13 protein-coding genes and 1 tRNA gene are annotated in these 17,006 nt (G+C 42.0%); 7 read left to right on the top strand and 7 right to left on the bottom strand.

Annotation, left to right across the window (positions count from 1 at the left end; genetic code table 11):
* Window positions 1-2: 2 nt before the first annotated feature.
* Window positions 3-75: transfer RNA gene (locus Q4549_RS02720), tRNA-Asn, on the bottom strand.
* Window positions 76-732: 657 nt separating this feature from the next.
* Here Q4549_RS02720 and uvrB point away from each other — a divergent pair.
* Window positions 733-2,724, top strand: a complete 1,992-nt coding sequence (gene uvrB / locus Q4549_RS02715; RefSeq protein WP_137673145.1) for an excinuclease ABC subunit UvrB — start codon at window positions 733-735, stop codon at window positions 2,722-2,724.
* A gap of 58 nt (window positions 2,725-2,782) precedes the next feature.
* Here the strand turns inward: uvrB and tpiA are convergent, their stop codons facing one another.
* Together tpiA and Q4549_RS02705 are read right to left on the bottom strand one after the other, a co-directional pair.
* On the bottom strand, window positions 2,783-3,535 hold the full coding sequence (gene tpiA / locus Q4549_RS02710; RefSeq protein ID WP_137673146.1) for a triose-phosphate isomerase: 753 nt from the start codon (window positions 3,533-3,535) through the stop codon (window positions 2,783-2,785).
* 115 nt (window positions 3,536-3,650) lie between these two features.
* Window positions 3,651-4,427 (bottom strand): YdcF family protein, encoded by a 777-nt coding sequence (locus Q4549_RS02705; protein ID WP_137673147.1) that lies wholly within the window; start codon window positions 4,425-4,427, stop codon window positions 3,651-3,653.
* 215 nt (window positions 4,428-4,642) lie between these two features.
* Here Q4549_RS02705 and Q4549_RS02700 point away from each other — a divergent pair, with 215 nt between their 5' ends.
* Window positions 4,643-5,833: an amino acid aminotransferase gene (locus Q4549_RS02700; protein ID WP_303509116.1), complete on the top strand. Its 1,191-nt coding sequence runs from the start codon at window positions 4,643-4,645 to the stop codon at window positions 5,831-5,833.
* Window positions 5,834-5,871: 38 nt separating this feature from the next.
* Here Q4549_RS02700 and Q4549_RS02695 read toward each other — a convergent pair whose 3' ends face one another.
* Entirely contained in the window at window positions 5,872-7,026 is a 1,155-nt protein-coding gene (locus Q4549_RS02695; protein ID WP_303552740.1) for a diguanylate cyclase, read from the bottom strand.
* A 242-nt stretch (window positions 7,027-7,268) separates the two neighbouring features.
* Here Q4549_RS02695 and Q4549_RS02690 point away from each other — a divergent pair, with 242 nt between their 5' ends.
* Entirely contained in the window at window positions 7,269-8,807 is a 1,539-nt protein-coding gene (locus Q4549_RS02690; RefSeq protein WP_303552741.1) for a DUF3369 domain-containing protein, read from the top strand.
* Between the two features lie 117 nt (window positions 8,808-8,924).
* On the top strand, window positions 8,925-9,455 hold the full coding sequence (locus Q4549_RS02685) for a YaeQ family protein (protein ID WP_303509142.1): 531 nt from the start codon (window positions 8,925-8,927) through the stop codon (window positions 9,453-9,455).
* 31 nt (window positions 9,456-9,486) lie between these two features.
* Here Q4549_RS02685 and Q4549_RS02680 read toward each other — a convergent pair whose 3' ends face one another.
* Window positions 9,487-9,822 carry a PBPRA1643 family SWIM/SEC-C metal-binding motif protein gene (locus Q4549_RS02680; protein ID WP_201798728.1) on the bottom strand — a complete coding sequence of 112 codons (336 nt, stop codon included), beginning with the start codon at window positions 9,820-9,822 and terminating at the stop codon, window positions 9,487-9,489.
* A gap of 250 nt (window positions 9,823-10,072) precedes the next feature.
* On the opposite strand from Q4549_RS02680, the gene Q4549_RS02675 reads away from it, so the two are divergent.
* Window positions 10,073-11,719: a methyl-accepting chemotaxis protein gene (locus Q4549_RS02675; protein WP_303552742.1), complete on the top strand. Its 1,647-nt coding sequence runs from the start codon at window positions 10,073-10,075 to the stop codon at window positions 11,717-11,719.
* A 324-nt stretch (window positions 11,720-12,043) separates the two neighbouring features.
* On the opposite strand, the gene Q4549_RS02670 is transcribed toward Q4549_RS02675, so the two are convergent.
* Window positions 12,044-12,526 (bottom strand): hypothetical protein, encoded by a 483-nt coding sequence (locus Q4549_RS02670; protein ID WP_303552743.1) that lies wholly within the window; start codon window positions 12,524-12,526, stop codon window positions 12,044-12,046.
* Window positions 12,526-12,861 carry a DUF805 domain-containing protein gene (locus tag Q4549_RS02665; protein WP_303552744.1) on the bottom strand — a complete coding sequence of 112 codons (336 nt, stop codon included), beginning with the start codon at window positions 12,859-12,861 and terminating at the stop codon, window positions 12,526-12,528. Before Q4549_RS02665 ends, Q4549_RS02670 begins: the two co-directional genes overlap by 1 nt.
* A 185-nt stretch (window positions 12,862-13,046) precedes the next feature.
* Between Q4549_RS02665 and Q4549_RS02660 the strand changes: the two genes are divergently transcribed.
* On the top strand, window positions 13,047-14,078 hold the full coding sequence (locus tag Q4549_RS02660; RefSeq protein ID WP_303552745.1) for an AraC family transcriptional regulator: 1,032 nt from the start codon (window positions 13,047-13,049) through the stop codon (window positions 14,076-14,078).
* Between the two features lie 203 nt (window positions 14,079-14,281).
* Window positions 14,282-16,978, top strand: a complete 2,697-nt coding sequence (locus Q4549_RS02655) for a hypothetical protein (RefSeq protein ID WP_303552746.1) — start codon at window positions 14,282-14,284, stop codon at window positions 16,976-16,978.
* The last annotated feature ends 28 nt before the right edge of the window (window positions 16,979-17,006 follow it).

Raw genomic sequence — 17,006 nt, 5'->3', positions numbered from 1 at the left:
GGCTCCCCAAGTTGGGCTTGAACCAACGACACATGGATTAACAGTCCACCGCTCTACCAACTGAGCTATTGGGGAATCGCTTTGCTTAAGTGCGGGGCGCATAGTAATAATTGCCCCTATAAGTGTCAACTAATTCTACGTCAAAAATGACATTTTCTGTTTGTTTGCTCAACTTACATCCAGTTGTTGCAAGCAACAGATCGAAAGTTGCTCAGCTGGTATAAATAATGCGCAGATAATTAAATCTCATAAAAAACCATTTCCTTATAGCCAGGCGTTGTTGAACAGGTTTTATACACAAAGCCGAAAAGCCTTTGTTAGTGCTATCTACAGATAGTTATCCACTGATTTTGTGGATAACTGTGTGCATGAAATAGTTACTATCAGCGCTAGCCCAGCAGTTACGGTCAGTTGAAGCAAATTTGATCTATATCTGTTTTTACTTATTCGATATAAATATCAATAGCTTAGTGATTTATTGGTACAAAAGCTCAAAATTTAACCGCTATATAAAGTTGTTGCTTTTACAAAATATTTGATGTGCATTACTTTTCATTACAGTCATCTTACTGTGCACAATTTAGCTGAATATACTGAGTAAAAGCATAATGCAATATTCTCTGCTGGAGTTAGCTTAAATTACCTGAAAAGGTAATACGGTTAGTAAAATCTAAGTAGTTTTGCGTAGAATAGACAAACTTAGCCTCAGAACAGTTCATCGGTAGTGAGATAATGAAAAAACCTTTCGACTTAGTGTCTGATTACACACCCGCAGGGGATCAGCCTAAGGCAATCAGTAGTTTAAATGAAGGTCTAGAAGATGGCCTCGCTCACCAAACATTATTAGGGGTTACGGGCTCGGGTAAAACCTTTACTGTGGCAAATGTGATTGCCACCCAAAACCGCCCCACGATTATATTGGCGCCTAATAAAACCTTGGCTGCGCAACTATATGGCGAGATGAAAGAGTTCTTTCCTAATAATGCAGTTGAGTTTTTCGTTTCTTATTATGACTATTACCAACCAGAAGCGTACGTTCCTACTACCGATACATTTATTGAAAAAGATGCGTCGGTAAACTCACATATTGAGCAAATGCGCTTATCTGCCACCAAAGCACTACTAGAGAGACGCGACGTAGTCTTAGTGGCGTCTGTGTCAGCAATCTACGGCTTAGGTGACCCACAGTCGTATTTGCAGATGATGCTTCATTTAAGCGTTGGGGACATGATCGATCAACGTGCTATTTTGCGGCGCTTGGCTGAATTACAATATTCTAGAAATGATGCTGCTTTTCAGCGTTCTACTTTTCGGGTTAGGGGCGATGTGATTGATGTCTTTCCAGCAGAATCCGATAAAAACGCTGTACGCATAGAATTGTTCGACGGCGAAGTAGAGCGCTTAAGCAGCTTTGACCCGCTAACCGGGGCCGAAGAAGAAGTGATGGTGCGGGTGACTATATTTCCTAAAACTCACTACGTTACCCCTAGAGAAACCATTCTAAACGCCATTTCGTTTATTAAAGAAGAGCTAAATGAGCGCAAAAAACAGCTACTTGATGCCAATAAACTTATAGAAGAGCAGCGGATCTCGCAACGTACATTGTTTGATATAGAAATGATGAACGAGCTGGGTTATTGCTCAGGTATCGAAAACTACTCTCGATATCTATCGTCGCGCGCGCCTGGCGAGCCACCACCAACCTTACTTGATTACTTGCCTGCTGATGGCATGTTAATCATCGATGAGTCTCACGTTACTGTTCCGCAAATTGGCGCAATGTACAAAGGGGACCGGTCTCGTAAAGAGAACTTAGTGAACTATGGTTTCCGTTTGCCTTCTGCCTTGGATAATAGGCCCCTAAAGTTTGAAGAGTTTGAACAAATTGCCCCACAAACTATTTTTGTATCGGCGACACCGAGCAATTACGAATTAGAGAAAACCAATCAAGAATTTGTGGAGCAAGTGGTTAGGCCGACTGGATTGCTTGATCCTGAGATAGAAGTAAGACCCGTTAATACCCAAGTTGATGATTTGTTGTCTGAAATTCGCATTAGAACTGCGATAGACGAACGAGTTCTGGTAACAACGTTAACCAAACGCATGGCGGAAGATTTAAGTGAGTACCTAACTGAACACCAAGTAAAGGTACGTTATCTGCATTCTGATATCGATACTGTAGAGCGGGTAGAGATCATTCGAGATTTACGAATGGGGGTGTTTGACGTGTTGGTCGGTATTAACTTATTGCGAGAAGGTTTGGACATGCCAGAAGTATCTTTGGTTGCCATTCTAGATGCTGATAAAGAAGGGTTCTTACGCTCTGAACGTTCATTGATTCAAACGATTGGCCGTGCTGCACGTCATCCGCAAGGTAAAGCGATTCTTTACGGTGATAAAGTCACTGGCTCCATGGGGAAAGCAATCAGCGAAACCAAGCGCCGTCGCGAAATTCAACATCAATACAACGTAGACAACGGCATTGTACCGAAGAAGCTAAACAAAAAAGTAGTGGATATTAGTAACTTTGGTAAGAGTAAGGTTTTACAAGCTGCTGAACCTAAAGCTAAATACGCAGCACTTACCCCAGAGGTAATGCTTAAAAATATTGCTCAATTAGAGAAGCAAATGATCCACCATGCTAAAGAGCTGGAATTTGAGCAAGCTGCGGCGGTGCGTGATGAGATAACCGAAATGCAGGAACAATTAGTAAAAATGAGTTAACTAAAACTAAGACAAAAAAAAGCCGCTGATAACAGCGGCTTTTTTAGCTAAAACGATCTTAGTTTGCTGCAGTAATAATTGCACCAAACTCTTCAGCCATTAGAGAAGCACCGCCAACTAGCGCGCCATCAATGTCTGCTTGAGAGAAAAGTTCTTTAGCTGTAGCCGCTTTAACGCTACCACCGTAAAGGATTTGAACTTTCTCAGCTACTGTTGCGCTTTGGGCTGCTAACCAGCTACGGATGTGAGCGTGAATAGCTTGAGCTTGCTCAGAAGTAGCAGATTTACCAGTACCAATTGCCCATACAGGTTCGTATGCGATAACGGCGTTTTCTAGAGACTCAACACCACAAAGGTCGATAACAGCTTTAAGTTGAGTTTCAACTACCGCTTGAGTTTTGCCTGCTTCGTTTTCTTCAAGAGTTTCGCCGATACATAGTACAGGTACTAGTTGGTTTTCTTGAATAGCTTTAAATTTAGCGGCAACTACAGCGTCTGTTTCGTTGTGGTACTGACGACGCTCACTGTGGCCTACTAAGCTGTAAGTACAGCCAAACTCTTTCAACATAACTGGAGAGTTTTCGCCAGTAAATGCACCAGAAGTGTTTACGCTAGCATCTTGTGCACCGTAAGCGATTGGAGCATCGCCTACTAACGCTTCAACTTGACCTAAGAAAACAACAGGTGGGCAAATTGCAGCTTGTACATTTGTTGCTGCTTTAGCAGGTGCAATTAAGCCATTTACTAATGCGGTAACAGAATCTTTAGTACCGTTTAGTTTCCAGTTACCCATTACTAGAGGTGTTCTCATTGTGCTTCTCTCCTTTAAATAAATTGGCTCGATTATAGTGAATAAATTACAAAAACGTAGTGTTTACGCGAAATTATCTGTCTAATTCTGAAAATAGCTGATCTAAAACAAACGATTACGAAAAATAAGCACGAATTTGTTGCCACCAAATACCCAGTTTTTCATGCCATAAGGCATCGTAGCGATGGATAAATCGTGCGTCGGGCAAAAATTCGTAAAGTTGTTGTTCTCCTTGAATTTCTTTACCCAAATAGTCTGTCGGAACCGGGCTAATATTGCTCGAATACTTATTAAAGTGTTTTAGCGCTCGTTGCATGTGGGTAGCGCTAGTCACCAAAGCAGTGGGGCGTTGCCCTATATAAGTCGCAATAACCGCGGCTTCTTGTTCAGTATCTCTCGCTTTAGGAATAGTGATGATGTTTGCAGGTGGAATGTTGGCTTGCTGCGCAACCTTCTCCATTAGCTCAGCATTACTGTTAGGATCGCTGCCACCATAACCTGACACAATTAAGCGACTTTGAGGATTAACTAAACTCAGCTCAATGCCTTTGATAATGCGAGCAAATGAAGAACGGCTGAGCTGTTCAGTGGGCGATAGCAGCGGGTCACTTATATGCCCTCCGCCTAGTACCACAACAAAATCAAAGCTATCAACTAATTGACTAGGGGGCAGCACCGCGCGCTCTTTTTCCAACAATTGTTCATTAACCCACCACGGGTTACTCGTCACTATCAATATAAGCAAAGCGGGAAGTAACGTCGCTGCTGCACGATAAGGCCGTTTGGTTAAGCCAAAATAAAAAGAAAGCAACAAAAAAAACAACGAAATGTTGAGTGGCATCAACAGCGATCCCAGCCATTTTTTAACGATAAAACCTAAACTTAAGTCCATATAGTGGTTTCTCTCAAATGCGTTGTAGGCATCTTAATTGATTGTGGCTAATGGTGGAAATACGATTACTCAAAATTGACAAAAATAGATGCTTAAACCAAAAAAGTGCGTTAAATCAAAATTATCCCGATATTTTTTTCTGTCGCTAAAGACAGGTTTGGCTAGTTAGGGTAATCTTCGCTCAATACAGGTATGTAATTAGCAGTGAGGAAAATATGTTTGAGCGCGTAACCGCCGCCCCGGCAGATCCTATTCTAGGATTAACCGAAGCTTTTAAAGCTGATCCACGTCCCAACAAGATCAATCTTGGTGTTGGTATCTACAAAAACGAAGCGGGTCAAACCCCAGTTTTAGCCACCGTTAAGATTGCAGAAAAACAACTTTTAGAAAACGAAGCCACTAAGTCTTACCTCAGTATTGAAGGTAATCCAGCTTATGGCACCGAAGTTCAAAAGTTGTTGTTTGGCGAAAACAGCGAAATTGTAACCAGTCAGCGTGGATTTACCGCTCAATCACCAGGTGGAACCGGCGCACTGCACAATGCAGCTGAGTTTGCCTACAACCATTTGGGTGTTCGTACTGTATGGGTGAGTAATCCAACTTGGGCAAACCACGGCAATATCTTTAAAGCCTTAGGCTTAGAAGTTAAAGCATACGATTACTACAATGCTGAAACTAAAGATTTAGACTTTGACGCAATGCTAAGCTCGCTAGAACACGTTGCCGAAGGTGACCTAGTGTTGTTCCACGGCTGTTGTCATAACCCTACAGGGATTGACCCAACAACCGAGCAGTGGCAACAACTTGCTAGCTTAGCCGCTAGCAAAAAAATGCTACCTTTGTTCGACTTTGCATACCAAGGTTTTGCTAAGGGTGTTGAAGAAGACGCTGCTGGCCTGCGTATTTTTGCCAAAGAGATAAAAGAACTGCTAGTAGCAAGTTCATTTTCTAAAAACTTTGGTTTATACAACGAACGTGTTGGAGCCTTTACCTTAGTCGCTAGCGACAAAGAGCAAGGCGCAGTAGCATTTAGCCAAGTTAAAGCTGGGATTCGAGCGAACTACTCAAACCCGCCATCACATGGCGCGGCAGTGGTTACGACCATTTTGCAAAACCCAGAACTTAAAGCGCAATGGAATGCTGAAGTTGCTGACATGCGTGAGCGAATTAAAGAGATGCGTGATTTGTTCGTGGCAACTTTGGCTGCCAAAGGCGCAACGGGTGACTATAGCTTCATCCAACGTCAAAACGGTATGTTCTCGTTCTCTGGTTTAAGCAAAGAACAAGTACAAACCTTAAAAGAAGAGCACGGTGTTTACATCGTAGGTTCTGGTCGTATCAGCGTAGCGGGTATGACTAAAAACAATATGGAAGCGCTTTGTGCGGCAATTGCTGCAGTAGTTTAAAGCTTTTTGGTTAAGCGCTAAGGCGCTTAACCAAACTTTCACCCCACCACTATATTTCTACCTTTGTTCTTCGCTTTGTATAAAGCGTTGTCAGCCTCTTTAATCACTTCTTCAGCGTTGGCGTGATGGCTAGCTTTTTCTGCTACACCGATGCTTACGGTAATCTGTACAGTATTTTTGGGTTTAGCCTCTTCGTCTCGAGCGGCTTTGTCGCCTTTATCGCGATTGGTTTTATCACGAATAGCAAAGGGCGTTTCCGAGATTATTTCTCTAATATCATCTAAAAAGGCAAGTGCGTGGTCGAGCTTTTTACCTTTGAATAATACTGTGAACTCTTCACCGCCATAACGAAACACTTGGCCGCCGCCTTCTATTTGGTCGAGTTTAGACGCCACCATTGCCAGCACGTCGTCGCCAACATCATGGCCGTAGGTATCGTTAAACTTTTTGAAGTGATCAATATCTACCATCGCTAAACTATAATTTTTAGACATACCAGCCAGCTTCTCAAACAACATGCGTCTGCCAAGTAAACCGGTTAACTCGTCTCGGTAGGCTAATTCGTGTGAAGCACTGAACCCGCTATACAACATAATTAGCATCGACGCTGCAAAGAACACTGACGAAATCGCTTCTCTGTCGAGGAACGCCAAAGGAAAGACACTGGCGACAAAACTAAAAAACAAACCAATAGACAAACTGGTGGGCTGGTTTAAAAAGCGAATAAAGGCCAATACCAAACACAATGTGGCTAAGCCAAGGGCGTGTAAACTGATCACTAAGCCATCTAAGGGGCGAGGAGGAAACCACTCATCGATAATCCCAAGCATATCAGCGGCGAAGTAATTAATGCTTAGCGAGATAGCAGCCACTTGTAACAGTATAAAGCTGTAACTTAACCAAGCTCTGCGCGTTTTGCTGCCGTTTTCTCTAATAAACTGGTTTAACACCAAGTTTAATGGGATGAATAAACAGATTAGCGTAAAAGCTGTTTTCGCTTCGGGCACGTCTAAAGGCTGCTGAAGATAATTGGAAATAATCCAGTAACTAAACGAGTTAACCATGACAACCGCAATAAGCTGCCGACGATTAAACTGCAAAGCCAACATAGCGGTAATGGCAGCTAAGCCGTAGGGCATCCAGTAAATAATGTCTCTTGTATTGCTAGACAAAGCAGAGTGCCAAATCAACATTCCAGCAGCCACAGACAGTATGACTAGAGAAGGAAACACGTTGTAGCTAGTTAGGCGGCTTTCCATAGTTTTCAAGTAATTGAGTTTGAGTGGATTTTATCGAACTATTAATAGATTTTGAATCAATAACGTATGGATAATACGCTTAGCCTCTAAGTTTTTGCCTGCAACACCCTAATACTCTTTGATATTATGCATTTGCTGTTCTAATTTTACTGTATCTACAGAATATGGAGCGACGCATGAGTGACTTTCTTTTCATCGATGATATCGACGAACCAGCTGAAGAAGTTACCAAAGCAACCTGGAAATTACTTGTCATTGACGACGAAGCCGAAATTCACTCCGTTACTCGCTTAGTTTTATCTGACGTTGAAATAGATGGTTACAAATTGGAGTTTCTTTCTGCCTATAGTGCGGAAGAAGCGCAAAAAATCTTCCAAGAAAACGACGACATCGCCATTGCCTTGGTGGATGTAGTAATGGAAACCGACCATGCTGGCTTAGAGTTAGTACGTTGGATCCGAGAAACTCATCAAAACCATGCTACTCGTTTGATTTTGCGAACCGGCCAACCAGGCCAAGCGCCTGAAGAGTCGGTAATTAAAGATTACGATATTAATGATTACAAAAGTAAAACCGAACTCACCGCCACCAAACTAAAAACAATCACCTATTCAGCGATCCGCTCTTATCGAGACATACTGTTTATTGAGCGTCATCGCACCGGTTTATTACAAGTTATCGAATCAACTTCTTTGGTATTGAAAAGTAAAACGCTATACCACTTTGGTTCAGCTGTACTCAAACAATTGGTTGAGCTTTTCCAGCTAGAAAGCTCAGCAATGTACATTACGACTCTTACCGAAGACGTTTTACGGCACCAGTCTTTTAACGTGTTAGCTGCTACCGGTGACTTTGTTACCAACGAACACAATGAATACGATTTTGACCAGAGCAAAATTCCAGACAACGTAAAAAGTTTGCTTAAGCGTGCGCTCGATGAGAAAAAAACCTTAGTAACTGAAGACTGCTACGTAGGTTTTTATCCAACCGATAGTCGCAGTGTGAGCTTGTTGTATGTTCAACATGAGAAGCCATTAGACGACATTGAAAAAGGTTTGTTGGAAGTATTTGCTACCAATATTGCGTTAACCTTTGAAAATCTCACCATTAAAGAAGAAATTCAAGATACCCAAAAAGAGCTTATCTTTATTATTGGCGACGCCATTGAGCAACGTAGTAAAGAAACTGGGTCACACGTTAAACGCGTATCGTTAATCTGTGAGTTGATGGCGCAAAAGTTGGGCTTCGATGCAGAGTTTGTTGAAGTGTTTAAACACGCCGCTCCGTTACACGACCTAGGCAAAATTGCCATACCTGAGTCTATATTGCATAAACCCGGTAAATTAGATGCCGAAGAATGGAAAATCATGCAAACCCATGCTCAAATTGGTTACGACCTATTAGCAGATTCGAACAAAATTATTGCTCGACTAGGCGCAGAGATCTCTCTATGCCACCACGAAAAATGGGATGGAACAGGATACCCTCGTCAGTTGGCCGGTGAAGATATTCCATTAGTTGGTCGAATTATGGCGATAACCGACGTATTCGATGCGCTAGGGTCTAAACGTTCTTACAAAGAACCGTGGAGTAATGAAGAAATTAAAACCTTTATTGCTGAACAAAAAGGCAAACACTTCGATCCCAAACTGGTTGATATTTTGGTCGAAGATTTCGACGAATTTCTCGAAATAAGAAATACTTACCCAGATTAGGGCTAAGTTACTGCTAGTTAACCTTTCTGATTGAGTTTTTGCTTAATTTAGCGCATGCTCCATTGATTACTTGCTTAGCCAATCAGGCTAAGCTTTTTTATGACTATGGGCACAATTGTGGCGCTAAAACCAACTATCTATAAGTTACGAATTTCACTGTCAGATTTGAATCGAAATTATTACGACACACTTAACTTAACCATTGCCCAACACCCCTCCGAAACGTTAGAACGAATGATGGCGCGCACCATGGCTTTTTGTCATAGCGCAGAACAAGGTTTAGAATTTACTAAAGGGCTTAGTGAAATAGAAGAACCAGATATTTGGTTAAAGTCTTTAGAAAACGACACCAAAGTATGGGTAGATGTAGGCGAACCCACACCAGAGCGCATGAAAAAGGCTTCTCGTTCAGCGGAGTTAGCTAAGGTATATACCTTTAACGCTAAGTCAGATACTTGGTGGCAGCAAACAGAAAATAAAGTTAATCAATTAAGTATTCAGGTTTGGCAGTTTGACTGGCAAGAGATAAGCACTTTAGCCTCTTTTGTTAAACGTACCATGGATCTATCGGTAACCATTACCGAAGAATCAGCTTACGTAACCTCAGACGACAATGAAATAGAAATTCACTGGCGCAGTTTAAAGTAAGTTTAAAAAAGGAAGCTTCGGCTTCCTTTTTTTATCCACAACATTTCTTGTATTTTTTACCGCTGCCGCAGTGACAAGGATCATTACGTTTAGGCGTCGTTGCAAAAGTAGTAGTGGTTGGCTTGTTGAGCAAAACGTCTAAGGCTTGAGTATTTTCTTCTGATGACGCGTCAACGATAACCTCAACCGCAAGTTGGTGCTCGTCGGCGAGTGCCACAACAGCCACTTTTCTCTCTTCGGTTTGAACAGTCAAGTTCAATGGGTTTTCACTTGTGCCCAACTTTGCAGCTCGCTTGGTCGTAAAACCAAAACTTTCATACTTCGGCTTTTTCTCGATTCGGCCCTTATAAAAAAACTTAGACATCAATTTCCCCAAAAAAGTAATTAGCAGCAGGCTTATACAGCATATGCATTGGCAAATAAACGGTAAATAATTGCACATAAGGATTTAGTCGGTAAAGACTGATGTACATCAGTAAAATGCTTGCAGATTTGCGTTCAAACTCTCGCTAAAAAGTGACCAATAATTGTCTTCCTACTATGCTTAATAACATTAGCTTTATCATGGTTTTAACGCTTCGTTTTGTTGCTTGAGCATTTTTGAAGAAGGAAGATATATGTTTGCCAATCGTTTTACATTACAAACCCGGCTCATATTTGCCGTGCTGTTACCTTGTATAGCACTTCTAGTAGTGGGGATGACAAGTTTAAACAGTATGTCCAAGATTCAACAAAAGGCGGAACAGTTGTATCTCAATACCTCTGCGCCGATGCGGTCGATGGGAGAGGTGGCGTCAAGAATACCGAGAATGCGTGTGGGTATAGATATGATGTTGTTACAGGAAACCTCTTTACGAGATAAAAAAGGTGTAACAACAAGGGTAAGAGAAACCCGCCAAGAAGACATTATAGAAATGCGAGAGGCATTTCAAAATGCGGTAGACGCTCAAGTTAATCCGCAACGGCGTAAGGAAGTAGAGCAACTGCTCCGTCAATTCGAGAATATGGTTAAAAATGAGCTAGAGCCCATGTTAGTCGCATTTGAAAAAAAGGACTTGGACACGGCGAAAGACATATACCAGAACCGTTATGCTAAAACCTACGGAACAATGCGTAAAGAGACGTCGGCAATTATGGACTCTTTGCTAGAGCAAGCTAAAGAGCAACACGAGCAAAGCTTAAGTAGCTACGCTAGTGGTCAGTTTTTAATGAGTATAATCATTGGCTTAGGCTTAATTATTTCGTTTGTTGTATCTTCCTATATTGTTCTTAGTTTGAAACGCCGAGTAGGCTATCTACAAAGCACCATTGCTTCGGCTGCCGACAACATGGCACTAGACACTCGCATAGAGCTATCTGGAAATGATGAAATTAATGCCATTGGCACTAGTTTTAATAGCTTTATTTCAAAAATCCATCACGCAATAAAGGAAGTCGCTTCCAGTTCTAATGAACTTGCTAATACAGCAGTAGAAGTTCAGCAGCGAGCGCAATCAACTCAAACAAACTGTACGACTTCTCGAGATAGAACCGTACAGGTAGCCACCGCTATTCATGAATTAGGGGCAACGGTAGGAGAAATTGCTGGAAACGCCTCACAGGCTGCTGAAGTGGCCAAAGAAGCCACCCATCAATCTAAGCATGGCGGTGAAACAGTAGCCAATGTGCGTGAGCAGATTTCGGTACTCACCGATGAGTTAGGCCAGGCTACTGAAGTAGTAGAATCGTTAGCTAACCAAGTTGGAGAAATTAGCTCTATTTTAGACACCATTCGTAGTATTTCCGACCAGACTAACTTACTCGCACTTAATGCGGCCATTGAAGCGGCACGAGCTGGCGAACAAGGCCGCGGTTTTGCAGTTGTTGCCGACGAAGTAAGAAACCTAGCAAGCCGATCTGCCGGCTCTACAGAAGAAATTCAAAACATGATTAACCGACTACAAGGCGAATCATCTCGAGCTGTAAATGCAATGTCTCAAGGGCGCGAACAGAGTTTGCTAGTGGTAGAGCAAGCTGAAAATGCCAACAACTCCTTGGTTCAGATCAGTGAGCATATAGAACATATTAATGATCAAAACATCCAAGTGGCCACTGCAACAGAAGAGCAATCGAGCGTGGTGGGCGAAATCAATCGTAATGTTGAAGATATTAATCAGCTTACAGTAGAAACAGCCGATGTAGCAGAGCAGCTAAACGACACCAGCAGTCACTTACAGCGCCTGTCTAATCAGCTTGATCAGTTAGTTGGCTCGTTTAAATTGTAGCTATAAGAGAGATCTTTACTCAACATATGTTGGTTAGCCGTGCCGCAAGCAGGGCTAACCAACAGAAGGTGTAAAGTTGCTCAGCATTTCACAAGCCAAAAAAAAGCCACTAAATCATTTAGTGGCAACAAAAGGCAAAATTGTTCAACTAGCATGTAGGTTAGGGGGGCCAGTAGATAAACTACCGAGTCCCTAGCAACTTAACAGAACGCGAGTACTGATTAGTTAAGTAAATTAAAGCACTTACTGGCTGATTTGGTTACTGTTACATTTAACAGTTTGACAAAGATTGTTTAATCAACTAGCAACCTGCTTGGAACAGATTTATTGGCAAACCAAGTTTGGTTGGTCATTCAACAGCCAAGATATCCATCGCCTGCGCGAGTTTAAAACAAAGCTTTCTTCAGGGTTTATGCCACTCACTAGGTAACCGTCTGCTGGCAACGAATCGTCAGCGGGTCTAAATATCCAATTGTCACTTGCTACTGGTTTACCGCTAAGCAGCTGATGATTTAACTCAGGATTTGTGATTGCTATCTCTAATCCTGGTTGCTTAACAATGCCAATATGTGTTTTGGTTAAGTGTCCAATGGCAATCGGCACATCAATTGAGCATTGTTTGCCTGCATCATCAATAGTTGAATATTGTCCTTCGCCTACGCGCCCTTGTAACCAAAGCAAATTGCCTTCAGTCGTGTGTTTCACCTTTAAAACACCCAACACTTTGGGTGGGTTTAAATCAATTGTGGCTGCTTGCCCAGTAAACACAGCAGCTATCAATGCTAACGTGAAAAGTATGTTTCTCATTATACGTACCTCATCGCTTGTGGTTGAATGACGCTAGACAAACACAGCAGGTAAACGAGTATAAAAGGCCCTGCAATGGGCAGTACAAATATCCAGCTCCACCAACCAGGTTTACCCGTATCATGTAAGCGGCGAACAATAGCCGCAACCATCGGAATAAAACTAACAAGGTTATAAGCAGTGTCTAGCCATTCTGCATTTGGCACGGCAATGGCCAATACAATAAGCGCTAAACAGATAAGGCAGTGAATCAACATAAACATCCAAAACTCTTGTTTGGTTGAGTATCCAGAAAAATCAAAGTAACGCTGCCAAGCTAAAATATAAAAATTCATACACTTATTCCTATTGCTAAATGAATAAGCCTTAGTGTGGCTATGTCGTTATCAAAAACGTCCTCAAACAGGTTTTAGGACGTGCTAAAACCTGTTTTTGTTGGTTAAGGGCTAGGTAATCAATGCAGGTGCAGATATTGTTATAAGCAAGGATTTATAAATTTAGTAAAGGTTAATAACTCATTATGCTGGCTATTCCGGTGCCTTTTGTCGTGTCTTTATTGCTTAGTTTAATGGCGATAATTTTGTATATCCGCTCACCAGACCTAGCCAAAACTAGCTGCTTGTTTTTGGGAGTGTGTGCAATAACCACCGCAGTAGTTGGGCTGCGGTGGACCGTAAATTGGCCCTTACTGCAATATATGCAACCGGTTTTAGCATCCTTAATACCGGTTATAGCTTGGTATTGTTTTACAAAGAGCAGCAGAGCAACGCCATTTCTAAGGCTGCGCCATATTCTAGGCCCAGCCCTAGTGCTATTAGCGGTACTAAGCCAAACTTTATGGACTCCGCCTTTAGATGCGCTTATTACCTCTATATATGTGGTTTATGGCATAGCACTGTTACGCCATGCTAGCCAAAACACCTTGTTAATCAACATTTCCTTAAGCCGTTGGGAAGGGGTTAAAAGAGCAGAACACCTGGCGGGTTGGATGCTCTTAGCATCAGCGGCAATAGACTCGATAGTATCTTTAGATTTCATGTTTAATCACGGCAGCTTTTCTTTGCTCATAGTGACTATTGGTCACCTTTTCTTACTACCGGTGCTGTCTTTTGCGGTGGTCGTTATTGGTGTAAGCACGCCAAACCAAGAAAAACACGCAGGAAGTGGGGCTCCAGAGTCTAGAGAAGAAAACGCAAATCAAGAAATGTTAGCGGAACAAGCGCAGGATATCGTTAATCAATTAGAACAATTGTTGGATGAAAAAAAATTATACTTGGACCCAGATTTAACCTTGTCTAAATTATCTAGAAAACTCATTATCCCAGCAAAAAAGATATCAATTGCGGTAAACCTGATTCACAAGAAAAACATCTCTAAGTTAGTTAACGAATACCGTATACAGCACGCGCAACACAACTTGTTAAGTACCGACCATACTGTTACTCAGGTATTTATGAGCTCTGGTTTTCAGACAAAATCTAATTTTAACCGGGAATTTTCTCGCATATCCGGTTGCACTCCCAGCGAGTATAGAAAGCAAAACAATGCATAGCCTTCGCCAGTAATGTCAAAAGCAAATATGTTGCCTACAAACAAAGACTCTCTAACACCTTTCGTGGTTTTATAGGTCAAAGCCTTGGTTACTAATGAATTTTCATAAATTCAAAATCTCTAGTCTTTAACTGAGCTATGATTATTATTGTTTCTAATTATTACGGTTTTTCCACTTAGCCACGTTATCGAAGGGATTCAACAATGGCACTTTTAGACCTTAATCAAGCCTTAAGTAAACTGGTTAAGAAAGTTGATCAGATTGAAGGCATTGTAATAGAACAGGGTACTGCTAAAGCATGGGATGCATTAGATAATGGCGCTAAAAAACTCCTTAGCAAAGTGGGTATTGATGCGGCCGAGCTTCGAAGTTTATTTTCGTTTGTTGATCAAGTTACTGCGGACCCCTCTCTTAAACTCGCCACAGAAGAATGGAAGGTGCCGCTAGGCACTGGATTATCGGTTACCGGGCGCATTGGTGGTCACTTAATCATTGATCTTGTTTTACCGACAGACAGTGAACAATACTCTGAGTTTCAGCAAGCTAACATGGCCTTAGTAGCCATAGACCAAGAGCTACAACTGGCAAACGGCGTAAGTGTTAACCTACCGATTAAACTGCTCAATTTGGCAAACGATAGTCGGGCTAACCTAAAATGGCGGGTTAAAGTGGTTTGCGCTGTCGCACATGACCAAAAGCTAATCAGCTTTTTAGGCCAATTGGTTAAGCAAAAAATGCCGCTGCTCTCAATAGAAAAACTAGCCAATGTTATCAACGCTCAGTATCCCAAACACGCTATGCAGGGTGTCATCATTCATCAAACTAGAGCGGTTTCAAGTTCTACTACCGCTACATTGGGCCATGTTTGGAGTGTATCTAGCAGCAATAAAGTACTCGACATCAAAGTGAATACCAGCGCAGGCGTAGCGTTAAAAGCCAGCTATGCCTTCACTGGTGACTTTAAAATAGTAATAAAACCTGCGGATGTAGGGCTCCAAATTGACGTTCACCAACTAAGCAACCATATACGCGACAAAGGCATAAGCCTGGACGCCATGATAAACCTAGAGGGCTTAGATAAAGTTGCAGAGGCCTATTTAGCAACACCGTTGGAGCCATTAGATGGGGCCGCTAAAAAGCTTCAAGACTTATTAGAAGCTTATAAAGAGCCCGGTACATGGCTATTAGCACAGTTTGATGAGCACTTGGCACAAGAGATCACCAGTGAGAATTGGCAAGATATCGCATTCTTGGTGGCAGATGGTAATAGTGATGGCTTATCTGCTGAAGTAGGCGCAGCCGTTAAACAGAAGTTGTCTTTAGCGTTAAGTGTAAAACACCTAGATTGGATGAGCCATCCAGATGACGTATCCGAGCAAATAACCCAATATTTGGAAGAACACACCTTTTTAACCCCGGCCATGTTAGAGCGGTTAAAACTAAAAGATTTAGTGGGAAAAAGCTGTAACAAGGCTAAAGAGAGAGTATTGGACGAAATCTCATCCATCGCAGAACTCGCGCAAGATCAAGTAAAGCCTTTGCTTACTCCGCTAAAGCAGCTTAAAGACGCTAGAACCAAACTAAAAGGTCAGCTGAATAATCAGCAATTGGTAGAAGCGCTAACAAGTTGTGTTACTGCTTGGTTAGAGCAATATAACCAAGCGCGAACAACATTTAGCAAAGCAATCAAAAAAGCCGCCGATCTGCAGCTTGGTTTATCGGTGTATGGCTCGCATAGTAAACAAACTAATAATCAAGCTATGCTCAGTTTTAATTTACTAAACACGAGTAGTGCTGCGTCGCAGAGCTTGTATCAAGATGTGCTATTAGGCAAACAACTTAATTTAGATGCACTACATGCTATGCAAAACAAAGGCAACTTAAGCCAATTATCTGGTTGGCTGGTTAAAAGCAGCAAAGTGTCTAAAGAGATTGGGCTTAAGCTTAACCTAGGCGACAGCTTTAGCTTCTCTGAGCAAAGTTTCATAGAAAAAATTGCTCAGGCTAAGGTTGATCACACCGGTCAACTGTTAGCGCTTAATGCAAAAAGCGTTGTTAGGCACACATCTAAAACACTTAAAGAAAGCAGAAGCGCAGAATTTGTTAGTGCTTTTGATGTATTAGCAGCGCTTAAGTTTGGCGGCAGCCCCAATATAGGTATTGGATTAAGCTTTGAAGACAAAGGCGTAATGACCCCAGCAGAAATGCAACAATTTTTAGCCCCCTTAACTCAAGAACCGTGGCCCTTAATTGACAATAAAAGCTACCTTTTAGCCTTAGACCGTTTCAAAGTACTTTGCGAAAGTAAGCAGTTATCACGCTCAATCATCGAATGCCATTTAAGCTTAAGTACTAAAGATATTGGTGCGTTAGCCAACGCAGACGCAGGTGAAATAGAAGCCAGTGCAATCGAACTACTATACAACATGACATTATCTAGCACCGAAAAAGGCCAAATCGAAACTGCCAGCAAAGCTGGTGAGATCAATAAGCGCCAGCTAGAAGCATTTTTAGATACCGAAGTTACAAGCTCGGCACCTTCGGGCGCTCATACATCGTATAGTCTTCTACAAAAGAAAGTACAAAACATGTTAAGCAATGCACAGCGCTTGTCGCGGTTTGTAGCTATTTACGGCAAGCTCACTCAGCAAATCGAATCGGTAAACTCTAAGGATCCAACAGCCTATATAAACATCGTTAACCAAGCCAATGAAGATCTAATAGACACCATGCAATCGTTTATAAGGGTAAGAGGTTGGTTTAGTGGCTTATTTACCGAAGCCCTTCCTAAAACCACAATGGTATTGCTGATTATTCTTGCCAAATACCTAGGCAGAGATGAGCCGCTGCTAACACCCGTTATTTCTTACGACCGCAGCGGTAAAACAGAAGTATTGTAGTGCTATAGCCGTGCAACTTTGCAATGTT

The sequence above is a fragment of the Agarivorans sp. 2_MG-2023 genome (genome assembly GCF_030548085.1).
Classification (GTDB): domain Bacteria; phylum Pseudomonadota; class Gammaproteobacteria; order Enterobacterales; family Celerinatantimonadaceae; genus Agarivorans.
This window is presented reverse-complemented; position numbering and strand designations above follow the sequence as displayed.